Source organism: Phenylobacterium sp. LjRoot225, from assembly GCF_964252855.1.
In the GTDB taxonomy this organism is placed as follows: domain Bacteria; phylum Pseudomonadota; class Alphaproteobacteria; order Caulobacterales; family Caulobacteraceae; genus Phenylobacterium.
The window spans coordinates 165,813-182,669 of the sequence record NZ_CAXUPL020000003.1 but is presented as its reverse complement, the minus strand read 5'-3'; the positions used below and the strand labels follow the sequence as shown (position 1 = coordinate 182,669).

Below are 16,857 nucleotides of genomic sequence, written 5' to 3'. Positions count from 1 at the left end.
GGGACATAAAGATTTCTTTATAGGATTGCCGACCTATTCGTCGGCGACCGTTTGAGCGGCGCCTCTAGTCCCGGAGCCTGAGCGTGAGCCGTTCCAGCTACATCTTCACCAGCGAGAGCGTGTCCGAGGGTCACCCCGACAAGGTGGCCGACCGCATCTCCGACACCGTCGTCGACGCCTTCCTGAGCGCCGAGCCCGAAGCGCGCGTCGCCTGCGAGACCTTGGTGACCACCAACCGCATCGTGCTGGCCGGCGAGGTCCGCGCCGGACGCCCCGGCGCGTCCAAGGCCGAGAACAAGGCGATGACGAAGGAGATCGTCAAAGGCCTCGAGCCCAAGGTCCGTCAGGCGATCAAGGAGATCGGCTACGAGCAGAAGGGCTTCCACTGGTCCAAGGCCAAGTTCGCCTGCTACCTGCACGAACAGTCCGCCCACATCGCCCAGGGCGTCGACGCCGGCGACAACAAGGACGAAGGCGCCGGCGACCAGGGCATCATGTTCGGCTACGCCTGCAACGAGACCCCGGAGCTGATGCCGGCGACCCTGCAGTACAGCCACAACATCCTGAAGAAGCTCGCCGACGTCCGCCATTCGGGCGAGTGCGCGGCCCTGGAGCCCGACGCCAAGAGCCAGGTCACCCTGCGCTACGAGAACGGCCAACCGGTGGAGGTGATGCAGATCGTCGTCTCGACCCAGCACAAGAAGCGGATCGGCCTGCACATCGCCACGCCCAAGCGCGTCGAGGCGATGATCCGCCCCTATGTCGAGAGCGTCTTCCCCGCCGGCCTGATCACCAAGAACACCAAGTGGCACGTCAACCCGACCGGTCGTTTCGAGATCGGCGGGCCGGACGGCGACGCGGGCCTGACCGGCCGCAAGATCATCGTCGACACCTACGGCGGCGCGTCGCCGCACGGCGGCGGGGCCTTCTCCGGCAAGGACCCGACCAAGGTCGACCGCTCGGCGGCCTACGCCTGCCGCTACCTGGCCAAGAACGTGGTCGCCGCGGGCCTGGCCAAGAAGTGCACCATCCAGATCAGCTATGCGATCGGCGTGGCCAAGCCGCTGAGCTTCTACGTCGACCTGCACGACACCGGCGAGGTCGACCCGGCCAAGCTGGAACAGGCCCTGCCGGAGATGATCGGCGGCGCGACGCCCCGGGCGATCCGCGAGCACCTCGGCCTGAACCGGCCGATCTACGCGCGCACCTCGGCCTACGGCCACTTCGGTCGCCAGCCCGACAACGAGGGCGGCTTCTCCTGGGAGCGCACCGACCTCACCGACAAGCTGCGCGCCCTGGCCTGACGCGCTCGCGCTGAAGGCTTGTTAAGCCCAGCGGGGTAAGGCTGGCGGGACCATGGTCTCGCTCGCGCCCCCGCTGGACGCCCGCCCCGCCGCTGCGGCCCGCAGCCTGGGAGGCTTCGCCGCCCCGGCGCTGGCCGGCCTCCTGGCCTTCGCCTTCGTGCTGGCGGCGCCTCAGGTGCTGAACGACGGCGACAGCTGGTGGCATGTGGCGGCCGGCGGCTGGATGCTCGACCACCGGCGCATCCTGCACACGGACGTCTTCTCCTACACCTTCGCAGGCAGACCCTGGCACACCCACGAGTGGCTGGCGGAGCTGCTGATGGCGGCGGCCTTCCGCGCCGCCGGCTGGAGCGGGGTGGTCCTGCTCTATGGCGCAGCCATGGGCGCTGCGATGGCGATCCTGGCGCGCCGGATCGGCCGCGCCCTGCCGCCGCTCAGCCTCGCCCTGGCGCTGCTGCTGGCCTTCGGCTGCATCTCCCCCAGCCTGCTGGCGCGGCCGCATCTGCTGGCCCTGCCGCTGCTGGCCGCCTGGACTGCGGGCCTGCTCGGCGCGCGGGACAAAGGCCGTGCGCCCCCGCTGGCGCTGGCGGCCCTGATGGTCCCGTGGGCCAATGTGCACGGCGGCTACGTCATGGGTCTCGCGCTGATCGGTCCCTTCGCCCTTGAAGCCCTGACCGCGGCCAAGCCCGACGCGCGGGTCGCGACCTTCAGGGCCTGGGCCCTGTTCGGGATCGCCAGCCTCGCGGCCAGCCTGATCACGCCGTTCGGCTTCTCCGGACTGCTCTTCCCGTTCCAGCTGCTGGGCATGACCAGCCTCGCCGGCGTCGGCGAATGGCGGCCGATGGACTTCAGCCGGATCGGCCCGCTGGAGATCGCCCTGGTCGCCAGCCTCTATGTGATGCTTCAGCGCGGCGTGCGGGTTCCGGCGCTGCGGCTCGTGCTCCTGCTCGTGCTGCTGCACATGGCCTTGCAGCACAATCGCCACCAGATCCTGCTGGCGATGATCGGCGCCATGCTGCTCGCCGAGCCCCTGGGCCAGGCGCTCGCGCCGGACCGCAAGGCTGCGCCGGCCGGACCCGTCCGCCGCGGCTGGGTCGCGGCCTGCGCGGCGGCGGCCCTGGCGCTGGCCGGCCTGCGCCTCGCCGTCCCCATCGTCCGCGTGGACGGCCCGAGCGCGCCGATCGCCGCCCTGGCCCATGTGCCGGCCGCCCTTCGTATCCAGCCGGTGTTCAACGACTACGGCTTTGGCGGCTATCTGATCGCCCAGGGCGTCCGACCCTTCATCGACGGACGCACCGACATGTACGGCGACGCCTTCACCAACGCCTATTTCCGCGCCGGCCGGCCGGATCCCGCGAAGCTGGACGCGCTGCTGGCGCGCTGGAAGGTGAGCTGGACCCTGCTGGCCGCGGGTGATCCGACGGTGGGCGTGATGGACCGGCGGCCCGGATGGCGACGGCTCTACGCCGACCGCTACGCTGTGGTGCACGCGCGCGACGGCTCCCTCTAGGCGAGCTCAATCCACACGGGCGCATGGTCGCTGGCCTTCTCCCAGCCGCGGACGTCGCGATCCACCTGGGCCGCCTTCAGCCTCCGGGCGAGTTGGGGGCTGAGCAGCAGGTGGTCGATCCGCAGGCCGGCGTCGCGACCGTAGGCGTTCCGGAAATAGTCCCAGAAGGTGTAGATCCGCTCGCCCGGGTGCAGGGCGCGCAGGGCGTCGGTCCAGCCCTGGGCGATCAGCTCGGCGTAGGCCTGGCGCACTTCCGGCCGGAAGAGGGCGTCGTCGACCCAGCGTTCCGGCTTGTAGACGTCGAGATCGGTCGGCATGACGTTGAAGTCGCCGGCCAGGACCGCCGGCAGGTCCTGGGCCAGCAGGCTCGCGGCATGGACCTTCAGCCGCTCGAACCAGGTCAGCTTGTAGTCGAACTTCGGCCCCGGCGCGGGATTGCCGTTGGGCAGATAGAGGCAGGCGACCAGGATCCCGTTCACCGCGGCCTCGATGTAGCGGCTCTGCACGTCCTCCGGGTCGCCGGCCGCAAGGACCGCAGGCAGGCCGCGACGGGTCTCGTGAGGTTGGGCGCCACGGGCCAGGATGGCGACGCCGTTCCAGCTCTTCTGACCATGCCAGATCGCGCCATAGCCGGCGGCCTCGATCGCCGCGACGGGGAAGTTGTCCGGCTGGGCCTTCAGCTCCTGCAGGCAGACCACGTCGGGGCTGGCCGTCTCCAGCCAGCGCAGCAGCACGGGCAGGCGGCCGTTGACCCCGTTCACGTTGAAGGTGGCGATCTTCATCCGGACCCTCGCTCCAGACGCCAACGCCTGAAGGCCGGGGCCGGGCTCACCCCCCGCCGATGCGGGGAACCAGACAGACTTCGCTGTCCGGGCGCAGGGGTCCGGCCCAGGTCGGCCGGATCTCGCCGTCGATGGCCAGGGAAACGCCGCGCTCCATCAGCCTGCCGAGGCCTGGAAACCGGTCGTCGAGCTTGCGGACCAGGGTGCGCACGTCGGCCGCTTCGATCTCGAAGTCGCGCAGGCCGCCGGTGAACTCGTCGCAGTCGGACGCCGTGACGAGCACCCGCGCCATGGCTCAATCGCCCGCGTGCAGCGCCGCATAGACGCGCGAAGGCGACATGGGCAGGTCGTAGAAGCGCTTGCCGACAGCGCTGCGCACGGCGTTGGCCACCGCCGCCAGCGGCGGCACGATCGGGGTCTCGCCGACGCCCTTCACGCCGAACGGATGGTGCGGATTGGGAACGGACTCGACCATGATGGTGTCGATCATCGGCAGGTCCGAGGCGACCGGCATCCGGTAGTCGAGGAAGCCCGGGTTCTCCACCCGGCCGGCGGCGTCGAAGACGTATTCCTCGTTCAGCGCCCAGCCGATGCCCTGGGCCGCCCCGCCCTGGATCTGGCCTTCGACATAGGCCGGGTGGATCGCCCGCCCGACGTCCTGAGCGGCGGTGTAGCGCAGCACGGTCACCCGCCCGGTCTCCGGGTCGACCTCAACGTCGCAGGCGTGGACGCCGAAGGTCGGGGCGGCGCCGTGGGCGTCGACCACGGACTCGGCCGAGAGCGGGCCGCCGGTGCGGCTGGCGGCGGCGGCGATCTCGGCGATCGACAGCGGCGGTTCGTCGCGGTCCGGCGCGAGGCAAACCGCCTGGCCGTCGCGCCATCCGACCTGGTCGGCGTCCACGCCCCAGGTCAGGGCCGCGCGCGCCTTCATCTGGATCACCAGGTCGTTGGCGGCGTTGGCGATCGCCATGCCGACGCGGTAGGTGGTGCTGCTCCCGCCGGTCAGCATCGAGAAGCCGATCGAGGCGGTGTCGGCGACGACGGCCCGCACCTGCTCGATCGGCAGGCCCAGCACCTCGGCCGCCATCATCGCCATGGACGCGCGGGAGCCGCCGATGTCGGGGCTGCCATAGGCGACGACGGCGCCGCCGTCCTCGCTGATGGAAATCATGACGGTCGCTTCGCCGCCATGGTTGACCCAGAAGCCGGCCGCCACCCCGCGGCCCTGGTTGGGGCCGAGCGGCTGGGCGAGGTGCGGATGCGCCTTCAGGGCCGCCAGCGTCTCCTCGAAGCCGATGTTCTGGTAGAGCAGGCCGTAGGGCGAATACAGGCCGTCGCGCACGGCGTTCTTCTCCCGGATCTCGATGGGATCCATGCCGAGCATGCGCGCCAGGTCGTCGATCGCACTCTCTACCGCGAATTGCGCGGGATTGGCCGCCGGCGCCCGGTAGGCGGCGACGTTGGGCATGTTGCAGACCACGTCCCAGCCCTTGATGTCGTAGTTGGCGATGTCGTAGCAGGCCAGCGCGGTGATCGCTCCGGCCTGCACCGACGAGCCCGGGAAGGCGCCGGCCTGGTATTTCAGCTCGACCTCGGCGCCGACGATGCGGCCGTCGCGGGTGGCGCCCAGCCGGACGTTGACCACACCGCCCGGAGCGGGCCCGCTGCCGCGGAACACCTCGTCGCGGCTCATCACCATCTTCACCGGCCGGCCGCTCTTGCGCGAGAGCACCACGGCGACGGGTTCGAGATAGACGGTGGTCTTGCCGCCGAAGCCGCCGCCGATCTCCGCCGGGGTGACGCGGATGTCGGCCAGCTTCATGCCGGTGATGGCGGCGGTCAGGCTGCGGACCATGAACTGGCCCTGGCTGGAGGCCCAGATCTGCGCCTGGCCGTCGGCGCCGACGGAGACCACGCAGGCGTGCGGCTCGATATAGCCCTGGTGCACCGGCGGCGCGGTGAAGCGGCCCTCGACCACCACCTCGGCGGCTTCGATCGCGGCCCGGGCGTCGCCCTTCGGCAGACGCAGGAACTTGGCGATGTTCGACGGCCGGTCCGGCCGGGTCTCCAGACCCTTGGTGAACATGGCCTCATGCAGCAGCGGCGCGTCCGGCGCCATGGCCGCCTCGACGTCGATGACGTGGGGCAGGGGCTCGTAGACCACCTCGATCAGCCGAACCGCCTCCTCGGCGATCGCCTTCGACATGGCGGCGACGGCGGCGACGGCGTGGCCCTCGTAGAGGGCCTTGCCCCGCGCCATGCAGTTCTTGCCGATGTCGGCGATGCTGAGCGAAGCCTCGCCCGATCCCAGCTGCGCCTCGTCGAGGTCGGGGAAGTCCGCGCCGGTCGCCACCGCCTTGACGCCCGGCAGGGCCCGGGCCTTGCGGGTGTCGATCGAGACGATGCGGGCGTGGGCGTGCGGACTGCGCAGGATCGCCCCGAACAACATGCCCGGCATGACGAGATCCGCGCCGTAGGCGGCCTTGCCGGTGACCTTGTCGACGCCGTCCGGCCGCACGGGCCGGGTGCCGATGATCTTGAAGGCGGGCTTGGCCGTGACCTGGTTCATGCGGGCGTCCTCTCCTGGCGCAGCTCAGCGGCCGCATCGAGCACGGCGCGGATCACCTTGTCGTAGCCGGTGCAGCGACAGAGGTTCCCCGCCAGCCAGTAACGCGCCTCGGTCTCCGTCGGGTCCGGATGGACGTCGAGCAGGGCCTTGGCGGCGATCAGCAGGCCGGGCGTGCAGAAGCCGCATTGCAGGGCGGCGTGCTCGAGGAACTTGCGCTGCAGGGGATGCAGCTCGCCGTCGGTCGCCATGCCCTCGATGGTCTCGATCCGGCGGCCCTCGGCCTCCGGGGCGAGCACCAGGCAGGAGCAGATCAGCTCGCCGTCGAGGGTGATGCTGCAAGCCCCGCAGTCGCCGGAGCCGCAGCCCTCCTTGGCGCCGGTCAGCCCAAGCGTGTCGCGCAGGGCGTCGAGCAGGCTCTCGCCTGGATCGCAGAGGAATTCGACGGCGTCGCCGTTCACCGTGGCCGAGACGTGATGCTTGCTCATTTCGGCCCCCTCATGTCGACGCAGCGGCGCGGGCGTAAGCGATCTTCGCAGCGCGCCTGGACAGCACGGCGGCGGCGGCGATGCGGTAGTCGGCGGTTCCGCGCTTGTCGCTGATCGGCCGGCAGGCGGCGCGGACGGCGGCCTCCATGGCGATCAGGGCGGTGTCGTCGAGCCGGCTGCCGACCAGGGCCGCGCCGGCCTCGGCGACCAGCAGGGCGGTCGGGGCGACGGCGCCGAGGGCGACCCGGGCCGCGGTGCAGACGCCGGCCTCGTCGAGGGTCAGGCTGACGCCGGCGCCGGCGACGGCGATGTCCATCTCGGTCCGCGGCGTGGCGCGCAGATAGGCGTCGGCGGTCCGCGCCGGCTGGGCGGGCAGCACGAACTCCAGCACGAACTCGCCGGGCTCGAGCGCATGGCGGCCAGGCGAGAGGGGCACGTCCTCCACCGCCAGCTCGCGCTCGCCGTCGGGGCCGAGGATCACGCAGCGCGCGCTTGCGGCGATCAGCGCCGGCACGCTGTCGGCGGCCGGCGAGGCGTTGCAGAGGTTGCCGCCGAGGGTGGCGCGATTGCGCACCTGGACCGAGCCGATCAGGTCCGCGGCCTCGACCACGCCCGGCCAGGCGTCGACGAGGTCGTCGTTCGCCGCGAGCACCCGGCATGGCGTCGCCGCCCCGATCACGAAGCCGCCGTCCTGGCGGCGGATCCCGATCGCCCGCGGGATGCGCTTGAGATCGACGACCGCGTCCGGCGCGATGCGGCCCGCGCGGACCTGGACCAGCAGGTCGGTGCCGCCGGCCAGCGGCCGGGCGCCCGCCGCGAGCGCCAGGGCCGCCTCCTGCCCGGTCGCCGGCTGAAGATAGCTGCGGATCAAGGCTCGCCTCCTAGAGATGCGCGGGCGGAAGCGGAGCGCCCGTCGCGGGGGCCGCCGGGCCCGGCGGCTTGCCGGTCCCCAGCGCCTCGCGCGCGCCGGCCCGGATGTAGGCGTAGAGCTGCATCACCTGGTCTCGCGTCAGGTTGTCGAACCCCGGCATGCCCCGCTTGATCAGGGCGCCGTCGTCGACCGCTGTCCAGAGGCTTTCCGGGTCGAGAGCGATCTGCGACTCGCGCAGGTCCGGGGCGGGCGAGCCGGCGGAGACCCGCTTCAGCCTCATGTGCGTCCTCCCTTCGGCGACCTGGCGTCGCCGGATTGAGCCCGAGTCTTGATACGCGCCTTGGCGTCCGGCTCGTTGCTGGGCACTTGCTTAGGGGCGCGGCGGAGACGGCGTCAAGGACGCAGGCGCGGGCGGCGCGCTCCGGCGAACGTGATCAGACCGTCGCAGGCGGCGGCTGGGCGGCGGGGCTTTCGAGTTGATTGAGCCACCGCTCCACCAGGGCTTCGGTCTCGGCGTGGCCGGCCGACATGCCGATTCTGTCCTCCATGCGCAGGAAGAGCGAGACGCTGGAGATCAGCACCGCGACCGCGATGGGGGGATAGGCGTCCGGGTCGACCCCGCGCGTCGCCAGCAGCCGCGAGAGGGCCGCGACCTGCATTTCGCGCAGGCGATCGCCATAGTGGGCGATCTCGGCGGAGATGACCTTGCGGTGGTTCGCCAGGGCGGAGAACTCCATGATCATCGCCGTGCCTGAGGGGTCCCGGCTCATCTCCCACATCGCCCGTAGCGGACGGTCCGAGGCCAGCGCCTCGGCGTAGTGCTCGAGCCCCTTTTCCGACCGCCGACGGAACAGGGCGAGGAACAGGTCGTCCATGGTGCGGAAGTAGTAGTGCACGAGCTGCGGCTTGAGGCCCGCCCGGCTCGCCACCCGGCGCGAGCTGACGCCGGCATAGCCTTCCTCGCGCATGACGGCGTCGGCCGCATCGAGCAGCAGGGCGCGGGTCTTGGACTGCTCCAGACCGATCCGCCGGTTCGACGCCTGCTTGGCTCCCTCGGCTGTGGGCGCGGTCATTCGGGTCACGGTCGCGTTGCGCTCCTGTCGCAGGTCGAGCCTAGGCGGCCGGCGCAGGAAACTGAAAGTCCATATGCAGGCGGGTGAGCTTGAGCGCGGCGATCTTCCACTCGCCGTTCTGGCGCACCCAGCGCTCATGGTAGTGGCCGTAGCCGGTGAGCGACTTGTCCGGGCCCCAGACCACCCGGTCCTGCATCGCCCAGATCGCATGGGCCTCGTCGCCGTTGAGGGTGATCTCTGGCGTATGGACCTGGTGCGCGGTCTTGGCCGTCAGGATCGAGGATTGCACCGACGCCATCGCCGCGTCGCGGCCCTTGATCACCGGCTTGCCGGTCCCGTCGCTGACGTCCAGCTCATAGTCCTCGGTGAACAGGTCGCGGAAGCCGTCCCAGTCCTTGGTGTCGAGGGTCCGGCAGTAGCGCGCCTTGGCGTTGCAGAGCGCGATCCAGTCCTTGATCTCGTCGAGATTGTTCAACGTCTCACTCCCCTCAGTCATGGTCCGCCCGGTCAGGTGAGCGACCAGCCGCCGTCGACCGCCAGCGCCTGGTTGGTGACGCGGGCCGCGGCCGGCGATGCGAAGAACAGCACCGCCGCGCCGATGTCGCGCGGCTCGCACATGCCCAGCGGCGGCGGCCGGCGCGCCGGGCCGTCCGGCGACGGGCCCTGGGCCCCGATGGCGCCCGGGGTGGCGACTCCGCCGGGCATCACGATGTTGACGGTGATGCGGTGCTCGACCAGTTCGAGCGCGCTGGCGTGGGCCAGGCCGAGAAGCGCGGCCTTGGAGCTGGCGTAGGCGGCGTGGCCCTTGACCAGGGACCCGATGAGGGACGCCGACGCAATGTGGACGATCCGGCCGCCATCGCCCTTTTCGACCATGGAACGGGCGACTTCGCGGCTGAGCAGATAGGGGCCGCGGGCGTTGACGTCGAGCGTCCGGTCCCAGAAGTCCACCGTGGCGTCGAGCAGCATTTCGCGATGCTGCAGGCCGGCGTTGTTCACCAGGATCCAGGGCGACCCGTAGTCGGCGACGACCTTGGCGCAGCCGTCGATGATCGAGCCTTCACCGGCGACGTCGATCTGCACCGCGCCGGCGCGATGACCGGCGGCGGTCAGGGTCGCCGCCTCCGCCCGCGCCCGGCCTTCGTCGATGTCGGCGATGACGACGGTGGCGCCGGCTTCCGCCAGGACGGCGGCGATGCCGCTCCCGATTCCGCTGGCGCCGCCGGTCACCAGCGCGACCTTGCCGGAAAGGTCGAAGATTCCGCTCGTCGCCGCCATGCGTCTCTCCCGGTCTTGTTTATGACGGTTGAGATCGCACGGCGGCGGCGGCCTGCGCCAGTCCCCTTAAGTCCCTAGCCTTCCGCCTCGACGTCGTAGCGGGACAGGTACCGCTCGAACATGCCGCGCACCCCGTCCGGCGTCAGGCCGTATTCGCCGAGCTTGTAGTCGTGGCTGCCGAACTTGCCCTGGGGGTTGTCGTCCAGCCAGGTCTGCATGCCGCCTTCCGCCGCCCCGTTGAAGTCGTCGCCCAGCGCGCCGTAGAGCTTGCGCATGGTGGCGATCGGCTGGCGCATCAGGTCGGCGTAGTGCACGTCGATGACGCGGTCCTCGCCGAACTTGTCGCGGAAATCCATGATCCGGTTGGCGTGCTCGACGGCCTGCCAGGGGTAGTCCTGGGCGACCCATTCCTTGTCGACATGGCCCACGGCCGAGCGGTTGCTGAGGCTCATCAGGCTGCAGAAGGAGCCGGTGGCGGTCAGCGGATCGCGATGGGTCCAGACCAGCCGCGCATCCGGATAGATCTTCAGCAGGGTCTCGAGCCACAGGGCGTGGGAAGGCATCTTCAGGTTCCAGACGCCCGGAGCGTCCGCCTGGAGGAGTTGCAGGAACCGCTTGTGGTATTCGTACGTCGACGTCATGTCGGTCGAGAATATCCAGTCGCGATAATTCGGCAGCTTGCCCTTGCCTTCCCAGAGCAGGCCCTTGAAATCGCTGATCATGAAGAACATGCACTCGTTCGGATAGATCGCCGAGTTGCGGTAGTACTTGCCCATTTCCGGGTTGGCCGCGAGCATCGCCTTCTCCTGCTCCAGCCGGGCGATCGCGCGCGGGTCGGTGAGCAGCGTCTCCGTGGTCGCCGGCGGAACCGGATCGTCGATCTCCCAGGTCAGCGGCGAGCGGCGCGCCGGGTCGGCCGCCAGCAGATTGCTGAGCAGGGTGGTGCCGGTGCGTGGAACGCCGAAGACGAAGACCGGACGCTCGATCGGACGCTTCAGCAGCTCGGGGCGGCTTTCGAGATAGGCGGTCGTCTTCAGGCGGTTGGCGATCGCGCCGACGACGGTGTTCGCCATACGCTCGACCAGCGGTTCGGGAGCGTTCTGCTTGTTGTAGTCGGCCAGAAGGATGTCGAGGCCTTCGCGATAGGAGTCGGAGTCGAAGCGCTCCAATCCGGTGGCGCGTTGGGCTTGTTCAATCAACTGGTCGGCGACCAAGGGCTGGGCCATGTCCCGCGTTTCCTCTCAGGATGCCCGGTCGCGTTCATCGCCCAGGCTCAGATGTGGAATTTCTTCTGCGGCGCAGGGCGTCTTGGCAACGACCTTGACGCGCGAGGTTCGGCCACAATGTCAGTTTCGGGCCGCGTAGCGGCCGTCGCAGCGTCCGGAGGCTAGCGGCTGTTGCGCAGCACGCGGGTGCGGAACTGGCGCGGGGTCACCCCGGCGCCGCGCCGGAAGGCGTAGCTGAAGCTCGAGGCGGAGGCGAAACCCATCGATCCGGCGATGGCCTTGATGCTTTCGTCGTTCGCCAGCAGCCGTTTGGCGGTGTCGATCCGGCTCTGGGTGATGTAGTCGCCGATCGAGCAGCCGCGGCTGGCGCGGAAGCCGCGCGTCAGCTGCCGCACCGACATGTTGCAGAGCGCCGCCAGCTCGGACAGCGTCGGCGCCTCGCGGATCTCGGTCAGCCGCTCCTCGATCATCCGCAGCCGCCAGGAGGCGAGTCCCCCGGTGGCCGGCGCGTCGTCGATCGCCGAACAATAGCGGCCGAGTTCGATGGCGATCTGGCCGGCGATCAGCTCGGTCATCATCTTGCTGGCGAAGCCTGGGTAGCGCAGCTCCTGGCCCAGTCGGCGCAGCAGGCCGCGGATGTTGGCGCTGGAGATGTCCAGGCTGGCCTGCAGCCGGCGGTCCGTCCACTCCAGCCTGTGCTCGATCAGGTCGCTGATCGGTTCCGGCCGCAGCTGGCAAATGATCGACATCTGGCTGCCGCCTTCGTCGCTCTTGAACTGCAGCGACTCGCCGCGCGGCAGCATGAACACCGGGCCGACCCGCTCGAAGCGGTGCGGCCCCCACCGGTCGCGATAGCGCGCGCGGCAGTTGTCCGGCCGGGGCGTCAGGCACAGGTCGAGCCAGTAGGCGTCCTTGTCGTGGAAGATGTTGTCCGACGGCCCGGGCATGTCGAACCGGACGAGCTGCGCCGTCGCGATCGGGACGCTGAGTTCAGCTTCGATGGTCGCTAGCGCTGGTGTGCTCATCTCGCCAATCTGGCCGCCCCACCGTCGGTCATCCGCCGACTTTCGCGGTGTATACGCCCTTTGCGTCGCCAGACAAAATTCCTTTGCGTCCCGGCTTCCACCCTGCGTCCCGATCTCGACATTTTCGTGCGTTGCGGCTGGGCGCGGCGAGGGATCAGATCGCGCCAAATCACGCTCCCTGGACGCCGCCGGCGGCCGCAAACCCGGGAGCCGGAGCAGGGAGGAAGAGATGTCCGTGGACACCGCGCAGGCCGGGCTCGACGACTTCGGCGGACTGATCGACTGGCCGCATCTGAACGAATGGATCGCCGGCCAGGACCTTCCGGGGACCGGACCGGTCACCGGCGTCCGCAAGCTGAAGGGCGGCCTGCAGAACAACGTCTTCCTGCTCGAGCGCGGGGCCGACGCCCTGGTGCTGCGCCGGCCGTCGAAACATCTGCGCCCGAACAGCAACGACACCATGCTGCGCGAGGCCCGGGTGCTGAGAGCCCTGGCCGGCAGCGCCGTGCCGCATCCGGACTTCTACGCGGTCTGCGAAGACCCGGCGGTGATCGGCGCCTGCTTCTACCTGATGGAGCCGCTGGAAGGCTTCGCCCCGATGGGCAAGCTGCAGGGCGACTACGAGACCGACGTCAGTTGGCGCGCGGCGATGGGCGACGAGCTGGTGCGCGCGGCCGCGGCGCTGGCCGCCGTCGATCCCCAGGCGGCGGGCCTCTCGGACCTCGGCAAGCCTGACGACTGGCATGCCCGCCAGGTTTCGCGTTGGCGCTCGCAGCTGGAAGGCTACGCCGCCACGCCCGGCTATGACCCCAAGGCCCTGCCGCATGTCGACGAGGTCGGTCGCTGGCTCTCGGACAACCTGCCCGGCGACCGGCGCATCGGCCTGATCCACGGCGACCTGCAGTTCGCCAATGTGATGTTCTCGCTGAAGGCCCCGCGCATTTCCGGCGTCATCGACTGGGAGCTGACGACGCTGGGCGACCCGATGCTCGACCTGGGCTGGATCCTCACCAGCTGGTGGGAGGAGGGCGACCCGCCCGGCAAGAAGCCGCTGGTCACGCCGTGGGACGGCTTCCGCTCGCGCGCCGAGCTCGTGGACCTCTACGCCGAGGCCGCCGGTCGGAGCATGGCCGACCTGCCGTGGTTCTTCGCGCTCGCCTGCTACAAGCTGGCCTGTCTGCTGGAAGGCACCTACGCCGCCTCCAAGGCGGGCAAGGTCCCGGCCGAGGTCGGCGAGAGCGTCCACGGCTACGCCTCGTGGCTGATGACCAAGGGCCGGCAGATCATCGCCGGCTGAGCCGGACCGCCACAGGGCGTTCAATTCCGAATTTCCCCTCGAACACAGGGATCAGGGCCATGGACTTTACCGTCGACGCCGAGTTTCAGGAGAAGCTCGACTGGATGAACCGCTTCGTCCGCGAGGAGGTCGAGGACCTCGATCTGCTGTTCCCGGACGGCGGCGCGCCCTACGACAAGAAGAACCCCCGGTCGCAGGCGATCTTGAAGCCGCTGCAGGAGCAGGTGAAGGCCAAGGGCCTGTGGGCCTGCCACCTCGACCCCAGCCTCGGCGGCAAGGGCTATGGCCAGATGAAGCTGGCGCTGATGAACGAGATCATCGGCCGCTGCTCCTGGGCGCCGACCGTGTTCGGCACCGCTGCGCCGGACACCGGCAACGCCGAGATCCTGGCCCTCTACGGCACGCCCGAACAGAAGGAGCGCTATCTGCGGCCGCTGCTCGACGGCGAGATCGTCTCCACCTTCGCCATGACCGAGCCGCAGGCCGGCGCCGATCCCAAGGAGTTCGTCTGCAAGGCCTGGCGCGAGGGCGACGAGTGGGTGATCGACGGCGAGAAATGGTACGCCTCGAACGCCAAATACTGCGCCTTCTACATCGTCATGGCGGTGACCAATCCGGAGAACCCGCCGCACGAACGGATGTCGATGTTCGTCGTGCCGGCCGAGACGCCCGGCATCGTCATCAAGCGCAACGTCGCCGGGATGAACGAGCCTGAGGACCAGGGCATTCACGGCTATATCCGCTACGACCACGTGCGCGTGCCGCTCGACGCCATGCTGGGCGAGCCGGGGGGCGGCTTCAAGGTCGCCCAGTCGCGGCTCGGCGGCGGACGCATCCACCACGCCATGCGCACCGTCGGCCAATGCAACCGCGCGCTGGAGATGATGCTCGAGCGGGCCGTCTCGCGCCGCACCCAGGGCCGGCTGCTGGGCGACCACCAGTTCGTGAAGGGCTACATCGCCGACTCCGCGATCGAGATCGAGATGTTCCGGCTGTTGGTGCTGAAGACCGCCTGGATGATCGACAACCTGCCGCACGGGGCGGCGCGGACCCACATCGGAATGTGCAAGGTGGCGATGGCGCGGGTCTATCACGACGTCGCCCAGCGGGCGATACAGCTGCACGGCGCGCTCGGCACCACCCACGAGACCCCGATCGCCAAGATGTGGATGGGCGTGCCGATGCTGTCGGTCGCCGACGGTCCGACCGAGGTGCACAAGGTCCAGGTCGCCGGCGCCCTGCTGCGCAAGGCCACGCCCGCCCCGGGGCTCTTTCCGACCGAGCACATCCCGACGAAGCGCGAGGCGTCGCGGGCGAAATACGCCCACATCCTTGACGGGACCTCGTTCGAACCGGCGGAATGAGGCGGACGCCGGCCTGAGCCCGGCGCAGACTTATGGGGAAGCGCCATGGCTGACAGCTTGCCGAACGATCGGCCGTCCGGACCTGCGGGCACGCGCGGCCTGGTGGCGCCGGAGCTGCTGGCGGGACTGGACCTGCTGCCGAAGTTCGAGTTCACGCCGGAGCTGCTCGCCTATATCCGCAGCGGCGCCGCGCTTACGGGCCTCGCGCCGCCGCCCCTGTCGCCGGCGCAGCAGGCGGTGGCCTGCGCCGAGCGGTTCGCGCCCGGCCCCTCGGGCGCCCCGGACGTGCGCGTGCTGGTCTACACCCCGCCCAGCGCGGCCACGGCCCGGCCCGTCTACATGCACGTGCACGGCGGCGGCTTCATCCTGGGCGGACCGGAGCAGAACGACGGTTTGAACCGGACGACGGCGGCCGACCTCGACTGCGTCGTCGTCTCGGTGGCCTATCGGCTGGCCCCGGAGACCACCTGGCCGGGCCCGGTCGAGGACTGCTACGCAGCCCTCAAATGGCTGCACGCCAACGCCGGAGAGCTGGGCGTGGATCGGACGCGGATCGCGATCGGCGGCGAGAGCGCCGGCGGGGGCCACGCCGCGGCCCTGGCGATCGTCGCGCGCGATCGCGGCGAGGTCCCGATCTGCCTGCAGCTGCTGGATTCGCCGATGCTCGACGACCGCACCGCCAGCGCCTCCGACCCGCACCCCTATTGCGGCGAGTTCGTCTGGACGCCGGCGAGCAACCGTTTCGGCTGGCAGGCGCTGCTTGGCGTCGAGCCCGGCGGCCCCGAGGTTCCGGCGGGGGCGGCGCCGGCGCGGCTGGAGGATTTCGCGGGCCTGCCGCCCGCCTTCGTCGTGGTGGGGGCGCTCGACCTCTTCCTGGAAGAGGACATGGAATACGCCCGGCGACTGATGCGCGCCGGCGTCCCCACCGAGCTGCACGTCATCCCCGGCGCCTTCCATGGTTTCGGCGTCGCGGGGGAGGATGCGCCTCAGGTCCAGGCCATGCTGCGCCTGCGCCGCGACGCGCTCGCCCGGGCCTTTAAGCTGAGCTGACCCCCGGGGCGGCAGGATCGCGACCCGGCGCTGGCGCCCCGTTGTGTCGGCGAGGCCCGTCTCCCGACACGTCTATGGCCGGGTGACATCATTCCGGCCGGGCCTCGACACTGTCGGACGTTGCGAGGAATGTTCCCCCTGGCGCAAACCAATGCGCTGACGAGCCGAAGGATTTCGGCGCGCTTGGGAGGATTCCATGGCCAACGGCCTTTTTGATCTGAGCGGCAAGGTGACGGTGGTCACGGGCGGCAATGGCGGCCTCGGCCTGGGCTTTGCGCGCGGCATCGCCAAACAGGGCGGCGACCTGGAGATCTGGGCCCGTTCGGAAGAGAAGAACGCCAAGGCCAAGGCCGAGCTCGAAGCCTTCGGCGTCCGCGTCATCACCCGTCAGGTGGACGTTTCCAACGAAGATGCAGTGGGCGTCGCGTTCGAGAGCACGGTCAAGGACTTCGGCCGCGTGGACTGCGTGATCGCCAACTCCGGCGTCCCGCCGACGACCAACTCCAGCTTCGAACTGACCGCCGAAAAGTGGCGCGCCCTGCTCGACATCAATCTGGACGGCGCCTTCTACACCCTGCGCGAGGGCGCGCGGCAGATGGTCAAGCGGGCCGAGGCCGGCGACCCGGGCGGCTCGCTGATCTTCTGCGGCAGCCTGTCGATGCTCCATGGTCTGCCCGGCAAGGGCAATTACGCCGCGGCCAAGGGCGCCATGGGCGCGGTGATCCGCGGCATGGCGGTGGAGTTCGGCAAGCATGGCATCCGCGCCAACACCATCGCGCCGGGCTACATCAAGACCGAGATGACCGGCTCCGGCGACGAGTGGAGCGGCATGGACAAGTTCTTCGCCTCCAAGACGCCGATTCAGCGCCCGGGCTACATGAAGGACTTCGAGGGGATCGCCGCCTACCTGGCCAGCGACGCCTCGGCCTTCCACACCGGCGACACCATCGTGATCGACGGCGGCAGCGTCATCCTGCCCGCCTACATCAACCTCTGACGCGGCCACCGGCAAAAGAAGGAAGC

Annotated in this window: 17 protein-coding genes; 6 read left to right on the top strand and 11 right to left on the bottom strand. The window is 70.0% G+C overall.

Annotation, left to right across the window (positions count from 1 at the left end; all coding sequences use genetic code 11):
• Positions 1-83 precede the first annotated feature (83 nt).
• Positions 84-1,304, top strand: coding sequence for a methionine adenosyltransferase (gene metK / locus ACSQ2B_RS15965; protein ID WP_436051339.1), 1,221 nt, complete (start codon positions 84-86; stop codon positions 1,302-1,304).
• 52 nt (positions 1,305-1,356) lie between these two features.
• The gene (locus ACSQ2B_RS15960) at positions 1,357-2,814 is read left to right on the top strand and encodes a hypothetical protein (protein ID WP_436051337.1); all 1,458 of its coding nucleotides are present in this window, start codon (positions 1,357-1,359) and stop codon (positions 2,812-2,814) included.
• Here ACSQ2B_RS15960 and xth read toward each other — a convergent pair.
• The 11 genes from xth to ACSQ2B_RS15905 form a co-directional block, all read right to left on the bottom strand.
• The gene (xth, locus tag ACSQ2B_RS15955; protein WP_436051335.1) at positions 2,811-3,596 is read right to left on the bottom strand and encodes an exodeoxyribonuclease III; all 786 of its coding nucleotides are present in this window, start codon (positions 3,594-3,596) and stop codon (positions 2,811-2,813) included. The genes ACSQ2B_RS15960 and xth overlap by 4 nt on opposite strands.
• 46 nt (positions 3,597-3,642) lie before the next feature.
• Complete coding sequence (locus ACSQ2B_RS15950; protein ID WP_436051334.1) at positions 3,643-3,888, bottom strand: hypothetical protein; 246 nt, start codon at positions 3,886-3,888, stop codon at positions 3,643-3,645.
• 3 nt (positions 3,889-3,891) lie between these two features.
• A complete protein-coding gene (locus ACSQ2B_RS15945) occupies positions 3,892-6,165 on the bottom strand; it encodes a xanthine dehydrogenase family protein molybdopterin-binding subunit (protein WP_436051332.1) in 2,274 nt (757 codons plus the stop codon).
• Positions 6,162-6,650, bottom strand: a complete 489-nt coding sequence (locus tag ACSQ2B_RS15940) for a (2Fe-2S)-binding protein (protein ID WP_436051330.1) — start codon at positions 6,648-6,650, stop codon at positions 6,162-6,164. Before ACSQ2B_RS15940 ends, ACSQ2B_RS15945 begins: the two co-directional genes overlap by 4 nt.
• 10 nt (positions 6,651-6,660) lie before the next feature.
• Positions 6,661-7,521 carry an FAD binding domain-containing protein gene (locus ACSQ2B_RS15935; protein WP_436051328.1) on the bottom strand — a complete coding sequence of 287 codons (861 nt, stop codon included), beginning with the start codon at positions 7,519-7,521 and terminating at the stop codon, positions 6,661-6,663.
• 10 nt (positions 7,522-7,531) lie between these two features.
• A complete protein-coding gene (locus ACSQ2B_RS15930; RefSeq protein WP_436051326.1) occupies positions 7,532-7,801 on the bottom strand; it encodes a hypothetical protein in 270 nt (89 codons plus the stop codon).
• A gap of 154 nt (positions 7,802-7,955) precedes the next feature.
• Positions 7,956-8,594, bottom strand: a complete 639-nt coding sequence (locus tag ACSQ2B_RS15925; RefSeq protein WP_436051324.1) for a TetR/AcrR family transcriptional regulator — start codon at positions 8,592-8,594, stop codon at positions 7,956-7,958.
• 40 nt (positions 8,595-8,634) lie between these two features.
• Complete coding sequence (locus ACSQ2B_RS15920) at positions 8,635-9,069, bottom strand: nuclear transport factor 2 family protein (RefSeq protein WP_436051322.1); 435 nt, start codon at positions 9,067-9,069, stop codon at positions 8,635-8,637.
• A gap of 32 nt (positions 9,070-9,101) precedes the next feature.
• Entirely contained in the window at positions 9,102-9,872 is a 771-nt protein-coding gene (locus ACSQ2B_RS15915; RefSeq protein WP_436051320.1) for an SDR family NAD(P)-dependent oxidoreductase, read from the bottom strand.
• A 74-nt stretch (positions 9,873-9,946) separates the two neighbouring features.
• Positions 9,947-11,098 carry a sulfotransferase family protein gene (locus tag ACSQ2B_RS15910; protein ID WP_436051318.1) on the bottom strand — a complete coding sequence of 384 codons (1,152 nt, stop codon included), beginning with the start codon at positions 11,096-11,098 and terminating at the stop codon, positions 9,947-9,949.
• Between the two features lie 161 nt (positions 11,099-11,259).
• A complete protein-coding gene (locus tag ACSQ2B_RS15905) occupies positions 11,260-12,123 on the bottom strand; it encodes a helix-turn-helix domain-containing protein (protein WP_436051316.1) in 864 nt (287 codons plus the stop codon).
• Positions 12,124-12,352: 229 nt separating this feature from the next.
• Between ACSQ2B_RS15905 and ACSQ2B_RS15900 the strand changes: the two genes are divergently transcribed.
• From ACSQ2B_RS15900 to ACSQ2B_RS15885, 4 genes are all read left to right on the top strand, one after another.
• On the top strand, positions 12,353-13,420 hold the full coding sequence (locus ACSQ2B_RS15900) for a phosphotransferase family protein (protein ID WP_436051314.1): 1,068 nt from the start codon (positions 12,353-12,355) through the stop codon (positions 13,418-13,420).
• Positions 13,421-13,479: 59 nt separating this feature from the next.
• Positions 13,480-14,784, top strand: a complete 1,305-nt coding sequence (locus tag ACSQ2B_RS15895) for an acyl-CoA dehydrogenase family protein (RefSeq protein ID WP_436051312.1) — start codon at positions 13,480-13,482, stop codon at positions 14,782-14,784.
• Positions 14,785-14,829: 45 nt separating this feature from the next.
• The gene (locus ACSQ2B_RS15890; RefSeq protein ID WP_436051310.1) at positions 14,830-15,834 is read left to right on the top strand and encodes an alpha/beta hydrolase; all 1,005 of its coding nucleotides are present in this window, start codon (positions 14,830-14,832) and stop codon (positions 15,832-15,834) included.
• Between the two features lie 196 nt (positions 15,835-16,030).
• Entirely contained in the window at positions 16,031-16,831 is an 801-nt protein-coding gene (locus ACSQ2B_RS15885) for an SDR family NAD(P)-dependent oxidoreductase (RefSeq protein WP_436051308.1), read from the top strand.
• Positions 16,832-16,857 lie beyond the last annotated feature (26 nt).